The sequence below is a fragment of the Bradyrhizobium sp. sBnM-33 genome, assembly GCF_032917945.1.
Classification (GTDB): domain Bacteria; phylum Pseudomonadota; class Alphaproteobacteria; order Rhizobiales; family Xanthobacteraceae; genus Bradyrhizobium.
In genome coordinates, this window is sequence record NZ_CP136624.1 from 1069160 (window position 1) to 1084328 (window position 15169).

Annotated in this window: 16 protein-coding genes and 1 pseudogene; 14 read left to right on the forward strand and 3 right to left on the reverse strand. The window is 64.0% G+C overall.

Annotated features, from left to right (window positions below; genetic code table 11):
* Positions 1-201: 201 nt before the first annotated feature.
* On the reverse strand, positions 202-1980 hold the full coding sequence (locus tag RX328_RS05015; protein ID WP_213254050.1) for a methyl-accepting chemotaxis protein: 1779 nt from the start codon (positions 1978-1980) through the stop codon (positions 202-204).
* A 198-nt stretch (positions 1981-2178) separates the two neighbouring features.
* Here RX328_RS05015 and RX328_RS05020 point away from each other — a divergent pair, with 198 nt between their 5' ends.
* The 10 genes from RX328_RS05020 to RX328_RS05065 all read left to right on the forward strand — a co-directional run bounded on the left by RX328_RS05020 (position 2179) and on the right by RX328_RS05065 (position 9724).
* Entirely contained in the window at positions 2179-2925 is a 747-nt protein-coding gene (locus RX328_RS05020; protein ID WP_213254049.1) for a YebC/PmpR family DNA-binding transcriptional regulator, read from the forward strand.
* A 212-nt stretch (positions 2926-3137) separates the two neighbouring features.
* The gene (gene ruvC, locus RX328_RS05025; protein WP_213254048.1) at positions 3138-3665 is read left to right on the forward strand and encodes a crossover junction endodeoxyribonuclease RuvC; all 528 of its coding nucleotides are present in this window, start codon (positions 3138-3140) and stop codon (positions 3663-3665) included.
* A 334-nt stretch (positions 3666-3999) separates the two neighbouring features.
* Complete coding sequence (ruvA, locus tag RX328_RS05030; RefSeq protein ID WP_213254047.1) at positions 4000-4617, forward strand: Holliday junction branch migration protein RuvA; 618 nt, start codon at positions 4000-4002, stop codon at positions 4615-4617.
* Between the two features lie 41 nt (positions 4618-4658).
* Positions 4659-5078, forward strand: a complete 420-nt coding sequence (locus RX328_RS05035; protein ID WP_213254046.1) for a cytidine deaminase — start codon at positions 4659-4661, stop codon at positions 5076-5078.
* Complete coding sequence (ruvB, locus tag RX328_RS05040; protein WP_213254045.1) at positions 5075-6121, forward strand: Holliday junction branch migration DNA helicase RuvB; 1047 nt, start codon at positions 5075-5077, stop codon at positions 6119-6121. Before RX328_RS05035 ends, ruvB begins: the two co-directional genes overlap by 4 nt.
* A 91-nt stretch (positions 6122-6212) precedes the next feature.
* The gene (locus tag RX328_RS05045) at positions 6213-7082 is read left to right on the forward strand and encodes a DUF6869 domain-containing protein (protein WP_213254044.1); all 870 of its coding nucleotides are present in this window, start codon (positions 6213-6215) and stop codon (positions 7080-7082) included.
* 94 nt (positions 7083-7176) lie between these two features.
* Complete coding sequence (locus RX328_RS05050) at positions 7177-8088, forward strand: metallophosphoesterase (RefSeq protein WP_213254043.1); 912 nt, start codon at positions 7177-7179, stop codon at positions 8086-8088.
* A 123-nt stretch (positions 8089-8211) separates the two neighbouring features.
* Positions 8212-8619 (forward strand): tol-pal system-associated acyl-CoA thioesterase, encoded by a 408-nt coding sequence (ybgC, locus tag RX328_RS05055; protein ID WP_213254069.1) that lies wholly within the window; start codon positions 8212-8214, stop codon positions 8617-8619.
* A gap of 66 nt (positions 8620-8685) precedes the next feature.
* A complete protein-coding gene (locus RX328_RS05060; protein ID WP_213254042.1) occupies positions 8686-9153 on the forward strand; it encodes a DUF1348 family protein in 468 nt (155 codons plus the stop codon).
* A 4-nt stretch (positions 9154-9157) separates the two neighbouring features.
* A complete protein-coding gene (locus RX328_RS05065; RefSeq protein WP_213254041.1) occupies positions 9158-9724 on the forward strand; it encodes a TetR/AcrR family transcriptional regulator in 567 nt (188 codons plus the stop codon).
* 175 nt (positions 9725-9899) lie between these two features.
* Here the strand turns inward: RX328_RS05065 and RX328_RS05070 are convergent, their stop codons facing one another.
* On the reverse strand, positions 9900-10544 hold the full coding sequence (locus RX328_RS05070; RefSeq protein WP_213254040.1) for a glutathione binding-like protein: 645 nt from the start codon (positions 10542-10544) through the stop codon (positions 9900-9902).
* A 106-nt stretch (positions 10545-10650) separates the two neighbouring features.
* Between RX328_RS05070 and RX328_RS05075 the strand changes: the two genes are divergently transcribed.
* Complete coding sequence (locus RX328_RS05075; RefSeq protein WP_213254039.1) at positions 10651-11310, forward strand: TetR/AcrR family transcriptional regulator; 660 nt, start codon at positions 10651-10653, stop codon at positions 11308-11310.
* Positions 11311-11418: 108 nt separating this feature from the next.
* Positions 11419-11846: pseudogene (locus RX328_RS43240) on the forward strand (VOC family protein).
* Positions 11847-11957: 111 nt separating this feature from the next.
* Here the strand turns inward: RX328_RS43240 and RX328_RS05090 are convergent.
* The gene (locus RX328_RS05090) at positions 11958-12923 is read right to left on the reverse strand and encodes a 2-hydroxyacid dehydrogenase (protein ID WP_213254038.1); all 966 of its coding nucleotides are present in this window, start codon (positions 12921-12923) and stop codon (positions 11958-11960) included.
* Positions 12924-13346: 423 nt separating this feature from the next.
* On the opposite strand from RX328_RS05090, the gene RX328_RS05095 reads away from it, so the two are divergent.
* Together RX328_RS05095 and RX328_RS05100 are read left to right on the forward strand one after the other, a co-directional pair.
* A complete protein-coding gene (locus RX328_RS05095) occupies positions 13347-13715 on the forward strand; it encodes a YciI family protein (protein ID WP_213254037.1) in 369 nt (122 codons plus the stop codon).
* Positions 13712-14983 carry an RNA polymerase sigma factor gene (locus tag RX328_RS05100; RefSeq protein WP_213254036.1) on the forward strand — a complete coding sequence of 424 codons (1272 nt, stop codon included), beginning with the start codon at positions 13712-13714 and terminating at the stop codon, positions 14981-14983. Before RX328_RS05095 ends, RX328_RS05100 begins: the two co-directional genes overlap by 4 nt.
* The last annotated feature ends 186 nt before the right edge of the window (positions 14984-15169 follow it).

The window sequence follows — 15169 nt, forward strand, 5'->3', positions numbered from 1 at the left end:
AGCCTGCTTGATTTGGCGCGCTGAGGGAGCCCGTCAGCCGCGGTTCCAAGCCTGCCCTATAACGAGTTCGAACAAGGAAGGTTCAGGGTGAAAGCGCGATAGGCGCATCCGCTCCGCGGCAGGTCTTTCAGGCAGCCATCCGCGCAATCACGCGAAGCGACGGACGCAATGATGCAACATGCGCGGTGAGGGTGAGTGGGGTTACAGCCGGTAGGCCGTGCGGAAGCCGCCCCAGTGGCGGCCTTTGACGCGGATCGGCACGTCGATCTCGCGCATCATCACCATTTTGCCGTTGCCCATGTCACGGGCGTAGCTCTGGATCAGATAGGCGCGCTGATTGCGTCCTGCGGCAAGCCCGGCCGGATCGTTGAAGATGCGGCGGTTGCGGCTGTTGGCGGTGTTCCAGGCGACGTCGCCCGGCCGCTGCGGGTGCGAATAGATTTTGTTATGCACCGGCAAATAGCCGTTGGTGTCGATCATGGCGCAGAACGCCATCCGCGGATCCTTGGCGAGGAACGCTTCCTGGAACGCCGGCAACGCTCGATCGGCCCAATCCAGGATCCTGGTGCGATATTGCACCGGGTTGGTGCCGGCTATCTCGACATAATTGGTATCGAACATCTCTTCCATCGAGATCGCGCCGCTATCGATAGCGTTCTCGAAAATCTTCTTCAGCGCCGCGCCGGCTTCCATCGCGCGGGTCACCGCCTCGGTGTTGTCATCCTGGATCGACCACAGCTTGTCTTCGATCTTCTCGGTCAGCGCGGCATTCGTCCGCTCGAATCGGGCCTGCGTGCCGGCCTTCGAGCGCTCGCCGATGCGAATGCGGCAGGCGCCGATGTCCTGCAGCGTCGCATCAAAACTCTGGCCCTGCGCGAGCCTTTCGGCGTCCGGGCCGCTGACCAGGATGCCGTCGATCGAAATCTCATAGACCGGTGCCGAAATCACGCCGCGCGGCGTCTGGATTTCGATCTTGAGGCTGCAGGGCAGCTTTTGCTGTTCGCGGCGCCCCGTGCGCTCGCCTTCCTTTTCTCCTTGCCGCAACAGCACCGCGCAACGCGCCTTGAGCTTCTGCGCAAATGCGGTGACGGCCCGTCCGGCCTTGGCGACGCTTTCGCCATGGACCTCGGCCTCCTTGGTCGCGCTGTCGATTTCGGTAGCGCTGGCGCCGACGGAAGCGATGAAGCTTGAGGCGGAGGCCGCATTGTCGGCCATCTCGCCAGTGGTCGCGTTCTGCTCGGCAACCGCGCCGTTGACGTTCTCGAACACCGGACGGATCGCCTCGATCGCCTGGGTGATGCGATGCACGGCGTCGACCGAGCCCGCGGCATCCCGCTGCAGCGCCTCGATCTTCTTGGTGATTTCCTCGGTCGCGTTCTGGGTCTGCACCGCGAGCGCCTTCACTTCGGTGGCGACGACGGCAAAACCGCGCCCGGCCTCGCCGGCGCGTGCGGCCTCGATGGTGGAATTGAGCGCCAAGAGCGTGGTCTGCCGCGCGATCTGCGCGATCAGGTTGACGACGTTGCCGATCGCGGCCGACGATTCCCTCAGGCGGTCGACATTGACGCTGGCTTCGCGGGCGGCCTCACTGGCCTGGTCGGCGAGCTTGCCAGCGTCGCGCACCTGGGAGCCGATCCCTTGCGCCGATTGGGTGAACTTGTCTGCGGCGTATGAAAAAGTCGTCGCGGTGCCCTGTGCAGCGCTGGTGCGGCTCGTCAGAGCATCGGTGCGCTGGCGGATCGTGGATAGCGTCGCAGCCGTCGCCTCGGCGCCGCCGGCGACCGAATTGGCCGCGCGCTCGAGCTGGCGGATCATCGCGCCGAGTTCGAGTTCCAGAAGTTCGAGAATGGCCTTGGCCGACTCGCCATCGCCCGAAACGGCCTCCGCCACGGCGGCCGGCTGAACCGCCGTTTGAGCCTTGGGCTGGACGGCAGGCAAAGTCGGTTCCGCCACCTGCTTTTTGAACAAACCGAAGGCCATGGGTCTCTCAAAAGTTGAGGACAGGTGCGAAATCCTCTCATCCGAGCATGAAGTCATGGTTAACAGCTGCCTGTTTTTCCCGTAGGCGCGCACTACTTTAGTAGCCGAATCGGCCGTAAATCTTTGATTTCAGCCGATTGCCGGCCTATAAGGCCGCGCTTCACCCCACATTCCCGGGACGAATCCAAGAGACCTCGCATGGCCGGCCATTCCCAATTCAAGAACATCATGCACCGCAAGGGCCGGCAGGATGCCCAGAAATCCAAGCTGTTCAGCAAGCTCGCGCGCGAAATCACCGTTGCCGCCAAGCTGGGAACCCCGGACCCCGCCATGAACCCCCGGCTGCGCGCGGCGGTGATCGCGGCGCGCCAGGAGAACATGCCGAAGGACAATATCGAGCGCGCCATCAAGAAGGCGATCGGCGGCGAGAGCGAGAGTTATGACGAGATCCGCTACGAGGGCTACGGCCCCGGCGGCGTCGCTATCATCGTCGAGGCGCTGACGGACAACCGCAACCGCGCCGCCTCCGATATCCGCTCCTACTTCACCAAATCCGGTGGCAATCTGGGCGAAACCGGCTCGGTCGCCTTCATGTTCGACCGCACCGGCATCATCGAATATGACGCCGGCAAAGCCTCCGATGACGCGATGCTGGAAGCCGCGATCGAGGCCGGCGCCGACGACGTGGTCTCAAGCGAAAGCGGCCACGAGATCTACGCCTCACAGGAAACCTTCCGCGAGGTTGCGAAAGCGCTGGAAGCCAAGTTCGGCGAAGCCCGCAAGGCAGCGCTGACCTGGAAGCCGCAAAACACGGTCGCGGTGGACGACGAGACCGGCGAGAAGCTGTTGAAGCTAATGGACCTGTTGAACGAGCACGACGACGTGCAGAACGTCTACGCCAATTTCGAGGTCTCCGACGCGCTGGTCGCCAAGATGGGCGGGTAGCGGCTGCAATCCCGCCTCTCACGCCGCTGTCGTCGCCCGGCTTGACCGGGCGATCCAGTATTCCAGAGGCCGTGGTGATCGCACCAGACGCCGCGGCGTACTGGATCCCGCCTTCCGCGGGGATGACAAGAGGAGCAAGGGGCGACGAGCCGGCAGGGGATTTCCGTTCTCTTTATGTTTCGTTCATCCGCCTCTGGCGTTATCACTACGCCATGACATCCCCACCGATTCGCCATCCTGTCCGGATTATCGGCATCGACCCCGGCCTGCGCCGCACTGGCTGGGGCGTGATCGAGACCGAGGGCAACCGGCTCGTCTTCGTCGGCTGCGGCTCGGTGGAGCCGCTGGATAATCTGCCTATAGCGAGCCGCCTGCTCGCGATCCATGAGGGGCTCGCCGCCGTGCTCGGCGATTTCAGGCCAGCGGAAGCCGCGGTGGAGCAGACCTTTGTGAACAAGGACGGCGTCGCGACGCTGAAGCTCGGCCAGGCCCGCGGCGTCGCCATGCTGGCGCCCGCGATGTTTGGCATATCCGTTGCGGAATATGCGCCCAATCAAGTGAAGAAGACCGTGGTCGGTGCCGGCCACGCCGATAAGAACCAGATCGCGGTGATGCTGAAAATACTGCTGCCGAAGGCCGAGCCCAAATCCGCCGACGCCGCCGATGCGCTGGCGATTGCCATCACGCATGCCCATCACCGCCAGAGCGCGGCAATGCGGCTGAAAGTGGCGAGCGCATGATGAACTGCCGCCGCGTAATGCCAAGTGAGGAGAGCACGCTGGTCGGGCTCCCTCCCCCCTTGCGGGGGAGGGTCGGGGAGAGGGGTAAGCCCCGGGCTCCGATCGAAGAAATGCGACGGCAGTCGATCAACGAACTTGCCGAGATAATCGATGAGGAAGTCCTTCTTGCTATAGGTCAGGCAATCGAACAAGCGGCACCCCTCTCCCTAACCCTCCCCCGCATCCGCCTTCGCCTAGGCTTCGGCGGACACGAGGGGGGAGGGAACCCGTCCGCCGCTGCGTCCCTCACTGATGTTGGAGCCGCCGTCGCCGGCATCGAATCCCGGTTTTCAAGATGATCGGCAAGCTCAAAGGCCTGATCGATTCCTACGGCGAGGATTACGTGATCCTCGACGTTGGTGGCGTTGGCTATCAGGTGCATTGCTCGTCGCGGACGCTGCAGGCGCTGCCGTCGCCTGGCGAGGCCGCGGTGTTGTCGATCGAGACCTATGTCCGCGAAGACCAGATAAAGCTGTTCGGCTTCCGCACCGACACGGAGCGCGAGTGGTTTCGCCTGCTGCAGACCGTGCAGGGCGTCGGCGCCAAAGTCGCGCTGGCGGTGCTCTCGACGCTGCCGCCCGCCGAACTCGCCAACGCCATCGCGCTGCGCGACAAGGCCGCAGTATCGCGCACGCCCGGTGTCGGGCCAAAGGTCGCCGAGCGCATCGTGTCTGAATTGAAGGACAAGGCGCCGGCGTTTGCCAATGTCGATCCGGCCGTGGTGCATCTCGCCGGCGCGGTCGACAGCGACCGCGCGCCGCGCCCGGTCACCGACGCGATCTCGGCTTTGGTCAATCTCGGCTACGGCCAGCCCCAGGCCGCCGCCGCAATTGCTGCGGCGTCGCGCAGCGCAGGCGAGAAAGCCGAGACCGCGCAATTGATCCGGCTGGGCCTGAAGGAGTTGGCGAAATAGACTATGTTCGCCACTGACCGACCAAGGAATGCTTTCCCGCCATGTTGAGCGAAAAAGACCAAGAACTGATCGCCGCCGCGACTGATGCGATCAGTCGGCGTTATCGCAACGACTGGCAGGAGGTCGGCGCTGCCTTGCGCACCCGCGACGGCCGCATCGTCACCGGAGTGAATATCGACGCCTATATCGGCCGGATCGCGGTCTGCGCGGAGGCGATCGCCATTGGCCGCGCCATCACCGAAACCGGCGATCACGGCATCGAGACCATCGTCGCCGTACGCCATCCGAAGCCGAACGAGCGAGGCGATGTCGCCGTGGTATCGCCCTGCGGAATTTGTCGCGAGCTGATCCACGATTACGATGCAAAGGCGCGGGTTATTGTCCCCGACAGCGGCCGTGAGCCGAAGGTCGTGACCATCGGCGAACTCCTGCCCAACAAGTACAAGCGGGGCGTAGAGTGAACACGCCCTCCCGCATCGTTACCCCCGAGCGCCGTTCCGACGATGTCGGCGACACCGCGCTGCGCCCGCAATTGCTGTCGGAGTTCGTCGGCCAGGCGCAGGCGCGCAAGAATCTTTCGATCTTCATCGAGGCCGCGCGAAAGCGAGGCGAGGCGCTGGACCACGTGCTGTTCGTCGGGCCTCCCGGTCTCGGAAAAACCACGCTGGCGCAGATCGTCGCGCGGGAACTCGGCGTCGGCTTTCGCGCCACCTCCGGTCCCGTTATCGCCAAGGCCGGCGATCTCGCGGCACTGCTCACCAATCTCGAAGAGCGCGACGTGCTCTTCATCGACGAAATCCATCGCCTCAGCCCCGCGGTCGAGGAAGTGCTCTATCCCGCGATGGAGGATTTTCAGCTCGACCTCATCATCGGCGAGGGCCCGGCGGCGCGTTCGGTCAAGATCGATCTCGCAAAGTTCACGCTCGTTGGCGCCACGACGCGGGCAGGGCTGTTGACCAATCCGCTGCGCGACCGTTTCGGCATTCCGATCCGGCTGAACTTCTACACCGAGGAAGAGCTGGAGAAGATCGTTAGCCGCGGCGCCCGCGTTCTCAATATCGGCATGACGCCTGACGGCGCCAACGAAATCGCGCGCCGCGCCCGTGGCACGCCGCGCATTGCCGGCCGCCTTCTGCGCCGCGTACGCGATTTTGCTTCCGCAGCCGATGCCAGCTCGGTCGATCGCGCCATCGCCGACCACGCGCTGAGCGCGCTGGAAGTCGATGCCGCCGGCCTGGACGCGATGGACCGCCGCTATCTGACGACCATCGCGATGAACTATGGCGGCGGCCCGGTCGGCGTCGAGACCATGGCAGCGGCGTTATCGGAGCCGCGCGACGCCATCGAGGACATCATCGAGCCGTATCTGATCCAGTGCGGCTATTTGCAGCGCACCCCGCGCGGCCGGCTGCTCACCTCGCACGCCTTCCGCCATCTCGGCCTCGCCGAGCCCACGCGCGATCCCGCGCAGTTCGGCCTGTTCGGCAACGACAGCGACGATTGATCGCGTCGAACCCGTTCACTCCGGCGGTGCACTAAGGGGCAAAACGCCTGGCGCCTAAGCGCCCGGCCTGCTTGCCGTGGAGTGCATAACGATGGCATCGACCGAAGACGCTGACATGCTTGCCCACATCGCGGAGGCGCCGGAACTGGCGACACCCGATGACACCGAAATCTTTCTCGACGCCATGCCGATATCAGAACTCGCCTCGATGTGGGGCGCGCTGCAGCGCCTGAGCCGGCGCGATCAGACAGGCGCCGCCTGGTCGGCGATCCTCTATTTCGATCATCTGCCGCACAAGCGGCCGGACCGCGCGCTCGACCTCGCGCTTGAAGTGCTGCGCGCCGAATCCGACAAGCCGACCGTGATGCAGCTCAATGACAAGTTCATGCTGTCGCTGCTCTATGCCCATGGCGCCGCCGTGATCGACCGCATCGAGGCCGAGGCAAAGCATAACGCCGCCCTGCGCTGGCTGCTGGGCGGAATTCACTTTGGGCCCGATGAGCCGTTCAAGCGCCGCATCGAGGCGATTGCCGACAGCAAAGCCTGGCGCGCCGACGATCTCGCGCGCCGGACCCCGAAGCATCCGCTTGATTGCGAAGCGATGTCGGTGGCGGAACTGGCGCGCGCCTGGGTCGAGCAATATTCGAAATCCGAGCGCGACCGCGATGATAATTTCTTCACCATGATGGATTACGAGCGTGACCTGCGGGAGGAGGATCCCGACAAGGCGATCGACCTCATCGTCGAGATCCTGAAGATCGAGACCAATTCGGTGATGCTGTCGCTGCTCGCCGCCGGTCCGCTCGAGGATGTCATCAGCATGGAAACGATCGATCGCATCGAGCGCGAAGCTGCCGCCAACAAGCGCTTCCACGACCTGCTCGGCGGCGTCTGGTACTACCGCGCGCCGGAAGAATTGAAAGCGCGCCTGGATGCTCTTGTAGGGCAGAACCGTTGGTGAGAAGCTGCTGGAGGACTGCTGACGTTTTGCACAAACATACCCCAATTCGGGCTCAATCCGCCACCATGTTGGCGCTGCATCACGATTGGATCACATGTTAACACGCCGTCATTTCTTGAAGTCCATGGGTGGCTTGGGCGCAGTGGGCGTCTCGACCACCGCTTACGGATTCAGCGCGCCGGTCGTCCGGCTTCGCGTCGTGCGGTACAATATCTCGCCGCCGCAATGGCCGGCCGGTCTCAAGCTCAGGATCGCCGCCATCGCCGACCTCCACGCCTGCGATCCCTGGATGTCGCTCGATCATATCGGTGAGATCGTCGACCGCACCAATGCGCTCAAGCCTGACATCGTCGTCATGCTCGGCGACTACGTGGCCGGACATCGCAAGGTAACGCGCTTCATTCCCGACGCCGAATGGGCGGGAGCGTTGGCCGGATTGAAGGCGCCGCTCGGCGTACATGCGGTGCTCGGCAATCACGACTGGTGGGAAGACAAGGAAGTGCAACGCGAAGGGCAGGGACTGCCGAGCGCGGGCCGGGCGCTGGAGGCCGCCGGCATCCCCGTGTACGAAAATGACGCGAAGAAGCTCAGCAAGAATGGTCATTCGTTCTGGCTAGCGGGTCTTGGCGACCAGCTCGCCTACGTGCCGGCCCGCCGCTTCCGGCCGCTCAAGCGGATTGGCGTCGACGATCTCGGCGCGACGCTGGCGAAGATCACCGACGATGCGCCGGTGGTTCTGATGGCGCATGAGCCTGATATCGCCCGCCGCGTGCCCTCGCGCGTCGCGCTGCAGCTCTCCGGACATACCCATGGCGGCCAGGTCCGGATGTTGGGGTGGTCACCGATCTCGCCGTCCGGACAGCAGCTCGCCTACGGCCACGTCCGCATGAATTGCGATGTCGTCGTCTCCGGCGGCCTCGGCTGCAGCATCATGCCGTTCCGTCTCGGGGTGCCGCCGGAGATCGTGCTGGTAACGGTTGGGGCGACGAGGCCGGCGGTGGCGTAGCGTTCCTCGCAGCGCTTGCGCGCCGCGCCGATTTTGCGCAAAAGCAGGGCTTTCCAGCGCGATCAGGAACCGCAAGTGGCATTACCCAATCTCGACGGCGAGATCCGCGACGGCCGCCATCACATGCAGGTCCGTGTCTATTACGAGGACACGGATTTCTCCGGCATCGTCTACCACGCCAATTATCTGCGCTTCATGGAGCGCGGGCGCACCAACCATCTGCGGCTGATGGGCGCCTCGCAGCACGCGCTGTTCGAAGAGGCGCAGGAGGAGACGCCCGGCTTTGCCTTCGTGGTGCGCTCGATGCTGCTCGACTTCCTGCGGCCGGCGCGGATGGACGACGTGCTCGACGTGGTGACGTGGCCGGTTGCGGTGAAGGGCGCCTCGATCACGCTGGCGCAGGAAGTGCGGCGCGGCGATGACGTGCTGGTCAAGGCCGAGGTGCGCGTCGCTTTCATCAGCGAAGGCAAGGCGCAGCCGATCCCGAAATCGCTGCGGTTGTTGATGAAGGCCGATCTGGCGCCGGAATAATTCGCGGATTGACTCTTTGTACCGATCGGTACAATCTCCTCCGGCAATCATTCCGGAGAAAACCTCATGTCGCGTCCGCCGCTGCCGCCGTTCACCCGCGAAACCGCCGCCCAAAAGGCGCGCATGGCGGAAGACGCCTGGAATTCGCGCGATCCCGCCCGGGTATCGCTGGCCTATACCGAGGACAGCCGCTGGCGCAACCGCTCCGAATTCTTTGAAGGCCGCGAGGCGATCGTCGAATTCCTTACCCGCAAGTGGGCGAAGGAGCATGACTATCGCCTGATCAAGGACCTCTGGGCGTTCGATCAGAACCGCATCGCGGTGCGCTTTCAGTATGAGTGGCACGACGGTTCCGGGCAGTGGCATCGCTCCTACGGCAACGAGCAGTGGGAATTCGACGAGCACGGCCTAATGCGGCGGCGCGAAGCCAGCATCAACGATATCGCCATCAAGGAAAGCGAGCGCCGCTTCCACTGGCCGGCCCCGGGTCCGCGTCCGGACGATGTCGCGGGACTGAGTGAGAATCCGCTGTGATGGGATGCTGAAAAGAGGCGTCGAACGGGGAGAGGTACTGCGCGCGCTCGGCGAGGTGTTTCGCGCCCATGGCTACGAGGGCGCCTCGCTGACGCTGATCACGGAGGCCACCGGGCTCGGCAAGGGTAGCCTCTATCATCTGTTCCCCGGCGGCAAGGAGCAGATGGCCTCCGAGGTGCTGGCCGAGATCGACGGCTGGTTCGAACTCCATATCTTCGCGCCCTTGCGCACCGCCGATGATCCCGCGCGCGCCATCGCTGCGATGATCGCGGGCGTCGATCAATATTTTCATTCGGGCGATCGCGTCTGCCTGGTCGGCATGGTGGCGCTCGGCTCGGCGCGCGACAGTTTTGCCGAAGCGGTCGATGGTTATTTCGCGCGCTGGCAGACAGCGCTCGCCGCGTTATTGCGGCGATCCGGACTGACGAACAGCCAAGCGCAGCGGCGCGCCGAAGACGCGCTACTTACCATTCAGGGCGCGCTGGTGCTGGCACGTGCACGGGGCGACGCCAAAATCTTTCGTCGCGCGTTGAGCGATCTGACGGCGCGGCTATTGGCGTCGCCGGACTGAGTGTCAGTCCGTAGCCCGGATGGAGCGTAGCGCAATCCGGGGCGGCGCAGCACGTTGCGCGAGTTTCTCCCCGATTTCGCTGCGCTTCATCCGGGCTACGATACCGACACAGGTCCCGGCTCTGCGGTGCATCACCGAAGAGGTGCTGCACCGCGTCCGGGACACGAGATCTTCCTTACGCCGCCGCCTTATGCCTTGCCAGTTCGGCCTTGTAGAGTTCGAACTCCTCGGCGACCGCTTTCGCAATCGAGGGGCGTGCGCGCAGCCGCTCGTGATAGGCCTTCACGTTAGGCCACTTCGCCAGTTCGATCGGCGGCGTCGCCATCGTCCAGTTGATGATGGTGACGAGATAGGCATCCGCGACGCTGAAGTGATCGAGCAGGAATTCGCGGCCCTTCAGGTAGTTCTCGAGATAGTCGAGACGCGACAGATTCTTGTTCAGCGCATAAGTCTTTGCGTCCTGCGGCGCCGTCTTGTCTAGCAGCGGCACGAACAGCGCCTTGTGCAGTTCGGTGCCGATGAAGCACAGCCATTGATGCAGACGGCTGCGCTCCTCAGCCGAGTTGGCCGAGATGCCAGCGCCCGGAAAGTGATCGGCGACATATTGCAGGATCGCCGCGTTCTCCGTCAGCACCGTCCCCTCGTCGGTACGCAGCGTCGGCACCAGCCCGAGCGGATTGACAGCGCGGAAATCCGAGCCGTCCTTCTGCACCACTTTGGTCTTGGGATCGACCTCGAGATAGTTGGCGTCAGCGCTGGCTTCGTGCAGCGCAATCCGTGTCGCCAGCGAGCAGGCGAGCGGCGAGAAATACAGGTCCATGATTTGCCTCCTTGGCGGTTGATCAATCGGCCGGCTTCGAGGCGGGCAGGATTGATTTTTATACTGTTCCGCATAATATGGATCCGGTCAAGGAATTGTTTGCGAAATGGTACAAAAAGGGAAGAAGCCTCCGATCCCCCAGATCGATACACCGATCCCGCCCAAGCGGCGGGGCCGCCCGCGCGCCTATGAGCCGGGCGTGGCGCTCGGCAAGGCGCTCGATCTGTTTCGCAAGGATGGCTTTGCGGCGACCTCGCTCGACGATCTCTCCGCCGCCACCGGCATGAACCGGCCGAGCCTCTATGGCGCGTTCGGCGACAAGCGCGAACTCTTCATCAAGAGCTATCGGCGCTATCGTGACGACGCGCGGGCCGCGATGGGGGACATCTTCAGGAACGAACTGCCGATCCGAAAGCGCCTGGAACGGATCTACACGGTGGCGCTCGACATCTATCTGTCCGGCGAATCCGGCCCGCGCGGCTGCTTTACGGTGATGACCGCAGCCTCCGAAGCCGTGCATGACCCCGATATCCGCGCCATGGTGCTGGAAGGCTTTGCCGAACTCGACAAGGCTTTTGCGGCCTGTTTCCGGCTCGCCCAGGAAAAGGGCGAGCTACCGGCGAGCGCCGACGCGACCGTGCTGGCGCAACTTGCCTCCGCCACCATTCACACTGTCGCCATCCGCGCCCGCGCTCAGGTGCCGCGCAAGGAACTGGAGGCGATTGTCAACGGCGCGATCGGCGTGATGTGCGGGGCGGCGAAATAGCTTTCGGTCGTCCCGGCGAAAGCAGGACGACATCTTTTTTTGCTGCCCGTGTCGGTTTTTGGCGTCCTCATTCGTCCTCGTGACGTGTCCAAAATCAGGAGCCTAGAAATGACCGAGCCCGTCCAGATCGTCACTCCTCATCTCGTTGTCCGCGACGCCAACGCCGCGCTTGAATTCTACAAGAAGGCGCTCGGCGCCACCGAAACCCTGCGGATGCCGGCCGAGGACGGCAAGCGGTTGATGCATTCGGAAATTCGCATCAACGGCGCGCGTATCTCGTCATGGACGACTTTCCCGAGCACCGCGGCTCCCATGGCGTCGACGCGGTATTTCCGCCGGATCAGATCAAGGGCACCTCAGTCACCATGCATCTCGAAGTCGAGAACTGCGATGCGGCGGTGAAGCGTGCCCGTGACGCCGGCGCCACCGTGACGCTGGAGCCATGGGATTCATTCTGGGGCGACCGCTATGCTCGCATCATGGACCCGTTCGGCCATTCCTGGAGCTTTGCGCACAGGCTGCCGGCGAAGGGGTGAGGGGCTTCCCGCACTCTCCGTCATTGCGAGCGAAGCGAAGCAATCCATATCTCGGCACAACGGATAAGTGGTGGATTGCTTCGTCGCTTTGCTCCTCGCAATGGCGGAGAATTAATAACCCCGCTTTCGATCCACCACGTTCTCCAGCGCGCCGCCTTCCTCAAACCGCGCGATCTGGTCCGCGACATATTTCGATATCTCGTCGGGATCGGTGTCGGCGGCATTGTGCGGGGTCAGCACTATTTTTGGATGGGTCCAGAACCGGCTGTCGGCGGGCAGCGGTTCGGTGGCGTAGACGTCGAGCGAGGCGCCGCCGAGCGTGCCGTCGTCCAGGCTTCGCAGGATGTCGGCCTCGTTCTGCAGGCCGCCGCGACCGGCATTGATCAGGACCGGCGCGCCGAGCGGACTCGTGCGATTTAGTTTCTCAAACAGCCCGCGATTGAGAATGTGCCGCGTCTCTGGCGTCAGCGGCAGGAGGCAGACCAGAATGTCGGTCCGCCGCAGGAATGGCTCGAGCTGCGTTTCGCCGTGAAAGCATTCGATACCCTCGACCATTCGCGGGCTGCGGCTCCAGCCTGCGACACGAAAGCCCAGCCGCCGCAGCACGTCGGCGGCATCGGCACCAAGCGTGCCGAGCCCCATGATTCCGACCGAAATCGCGCCCGCCGCCCATTGCGATTTCGGCGCCCAGCGCTTTTCGCGCTGCGACTCCCGCAAGTATGGCTCCTGCCGGTGGTGCATCAGGACATGCAGCACGACATATTCGGTCATCCGCGCGGTGAGATCGCCGACCGCGACGCGCACCAGCGGAACGTCGGGCAATGAGCGATCGGCCATCAGCGCATCGACGCCGGCGCCGAGATTGAAGATGACACGCAGGTTGGGGAGGGCGGCGAGCTCGCCCGGATGCGGCTTCCACACCGCCGCGTAATGCACCTCCGCTGGATCGAACGATGCATCCGGCAACAGCAGTACGCGGCGCCCTTTGCAAACGTCATCGAACCGGCTCTTCCAGCGCTGCGGCGACCAGTTTTCGGTCCCGCCATGCACCAGCAGCGCAAGCGCACCCTTCGTCATTGCCATTCCTTTCGCGTCGCCAACTCGGCGTGACCCGCCTCACATCGCGGACCGAACCGCTTCTGTAGCCTCCTTTCATCCGACAAGGGAGACCTTGCATGCGCAATCTGCTGGTGATCCGCAAAATCGTCATCGTGGCGGTGATGGTCTGGCTGGCGCTCGCCTACCAGAACAATCACCGCGACTTGGGGCCTGCCAGGGTCGGGTCCGTCAGATGAAAACGCTCAGGTGCATCTTTCTGATTCTCGGTGTGTGCGGCCTTTGTTCCACGGCGGCCATTCACGCCTGCAGGCAGTTCAATCCACCACCGCCGCCGATTGTAGGTCCTTGACGGCAGGCGGTGCATGTCAAATTTTCTTCGACGCGCCTGTCGGCTCCGGGCATAATCGTTCGTCATCAAGACAACGGAGATGCTTGAGCCTCATGCTGTACGCCATTCTTTGCTATCACGATGAAGACACCGTCGGTTCCTGGACCAAGGAACAGGACGCCGCGGTCATGAAGAAATTGACCGTCGTGCAGGACAAACTGGCCAAACAGGGCCGGCTCGGTCCGGTGGCGCGGCTGTTGCCGACCACGGCGGCGACCACGCTGCGCAAGGACGATCCGCCGCTGGTGCTCGACGGCCCCTATGCCGAAACCAAGGAACAATTGCTCGGCTTCTATGTCGTCGACTGCAAGGACCTCGACGAGGCGCTCGGCGTCGCCCGCGATCTCGGCGCGGCCAATCCCGGCGGCGCCTACGAGATCCGTCCCGTCGGCCATTTCACGGCGGGGAGTGTGCAGCCATGACCGATACCGCCTGGATCGATGCCGCTCTGACTTCGGCTCGCCCCCAGGCGGTCGGCGCGCTGCTGCGCTATTTCCGTAACCTCGATACCGCCGAGGAAGCCTTTCAGAACGCCTGCCTGCGCGCGCTGAAGAGCTGGCCGCAGAACGGCCCGCCGCGCGATCCCGCGGCGTGGCTGATCATGGTCGGCCGCAATGTCGCGATCGACGACATCAGGCGCGGCAAGAAGCAGACGCCGTTGCCCGAGGACGAGGCGATCTCCGACCTCGACGACGCCGAGGAGGAGCTTGCCGAACGGCTCGACGGCTCGCATTACCGCGACGACATCCTGCGGCTGTTGTTCATCTGCTGCCATCCGGACCTGCCGGCGACGCAGCAGATCGCGCTGGCGCTGCGCATCGTCTCGGGTCTCACGGTGAAGCAGATCGCGCGCGCGTTCCTGGTCTCCGAAGCCGCGATGGAGCAGCGCATCACCCGGGCGAAGGCAAGGGTGGCGGATGCCAACGTGCCGTTCGAAACGCCCGGCGCGGTGGAGCGCTCCGAGCGCCTCGCCTCGGTTGCCGCCATGATCTACCTGATCTTCAATGAGGGGTATTCGGCGAGCGGCGACACCGCCGAGATTCGCAAGCCCCTGTGCGAGGAAGCGATCCGGCTGGCGCGGCTGTTGCTGCGGTTGTTCCAAAGCGAGCCCGAGATCATGGGGCTGACCGCGCTGTTGCTGCTGCAGCATGCGCGGGCTGATGCGCGATTCGATGCCGATGGCGCGGTGATCCTGCTCGACGACCAGGACCGTTCGAAATGGAATAAGGCTCTGATCGCCGAGGGGCTGGCGCTGATCGACAAGGCGATGCGCCATCGCCGCAGCGGCCCCTATCAGGTGCAGGCCGCGATCGCAGCGCTGCATGCCCGCGCCGAAAAGCCCGAGGATACCGACTGGACCCAGATCGACCTGCTCTATGGCGCGCTGGAGATCATGCAGCCGTCACCGGTGGTGACCTTGAACCGCGCGGTCGCGGTTTCCAAGGTGAAAGGGCCGCAAGCTGCCCTCGACATGATCGAGCCCTTAGCGCAGCGACTGTCGAACTATTTTCACTTCTTCGGCGTGCGCGGCGCCTTCCTGATGCAGCTCGGCCGCAACGACGAGGCCCGCGTGGCGTTCGACCGCGCGATCGCGCTCGCGAACACCTCGGCCGAAGCCGCCCACATCCGCATGCACCTCGACCGCCTGCAGCGCGACAGCCAGCCCCGCGGCAAAAAGGCGGGGAAGTAAAACTCCTCTTCCTTCTCCCCTTGTGGGAGAAGGTGGCGCGGATGCAATCCGCGCCGGATGAGGGGTTCTCTCCGCGGAGACAACCCCCTCATCCGTCTCGCTGCCGCTTCGCGTCAGCGATCCACCTTCTCCCCACAAGGGGAGAAGGAAGAAGCGAACCGCGAAAAAATTCGCGTCTCCCTGTCG

Coding starts and splice junctions, on each gene's coding strand:
- RX328_RS05100 (WP_213254036.1), top strand. CDS start 13,712: ATGACCGATACCGCCTGGATCGATGCCGCTCTGACTTCGGCTCGCCCC.
- ruvC (WP_213254048.1), top strand. CDS start 3,138: ATGACATCCCCACCGATTCGCCATCCTGTCCGGATTATCGGCATCGAC.
- RX328_RS05065 (WP_213254041.1), top strand. CDS start 9,158: ATGCTGAAAAGAGGCGTCGAACGGGGAGAGGTACTGCGCGCGCTCGGC.
- RX328_RS05035 (WP_213254046.1), top strand. CDS start 4,659: ATGTTGAGCGAAAAAGACCAAGAACTGATCGCCGCCGCGACTGATGCG.
- ybgC (WP_213254069.1), top strand. CDS start 8,212: ATGCAGGTCCGTGTCTATTACGAGGACACGGATTTCTCCGGCATCGTC.
- RX328_RS05095 (WP_213254037.1), top strand. CDS start 13,347: ATGCTGTACGCCATTCTTTGCTATCACGATGAAGACACCGTCGGTTCC.
- RX328_RS05020 (WP_213254049.1), top strand. CDS start 2,179: ATGGCCGGCCATTCCCAATTCAAGAACATCATGCACCGCAAGGGCCGG.
- RX328_RS05075 (WP_213254039.1), top strand. CDS start 10,651: ATGGTACAAAAAGGGAAGAAGCCTCCGATCCCCCAGATCGATACACCG.
- RX328_RS05070 (WP_213254040.1), bottom strand. CDS start 10,544: ATGGACCTGTATTTCTCGCCGCTCGCCTGCTCGCTGGCGACACGGATT.
- RX328_RS05045 (WP_213254044.1), top strand. CDS start 6,213: ATGGCATCGACCGAAGACGCTGACATGCTTGCCCACATCGCGGAGGCG.
- RX328_RS05015 (WP_213254050.1), bottom strand. CDS start 1,980: ATGGCCTTCGGTTTGTTCAAAAAGCAGGTGGCGGAACCGACTTTGCCT.
- ruvA (WP_213254047.1), top strand. CDS start 4,000: ATGATCGGCAAGCTCAAAGGCCTGATCGATTCCTACGGCGAGGATTAC.
- RX328_RS05090 (WP_213254038.1), bottom strand. CDS start 12,923: ATGACGAAGGGTGCGCTTGCGCTGCTGGTGCATGGCGGGACCGAAAAC.
- RX328_RS05060 (WP_213254042.1), top strand. CDS start 8,686: ATGTCGCGTCCGCCGCTGCCGCCGTTCACCCGCGAAACCGCCGCCCAA.
- RX328_RS05050 (WP_213254043.1), top strand. CDS start 7,177: ATGTTAACACGCCGTCATTTCTTGAAGTCCATGGGTGGCTTGGGCGCA.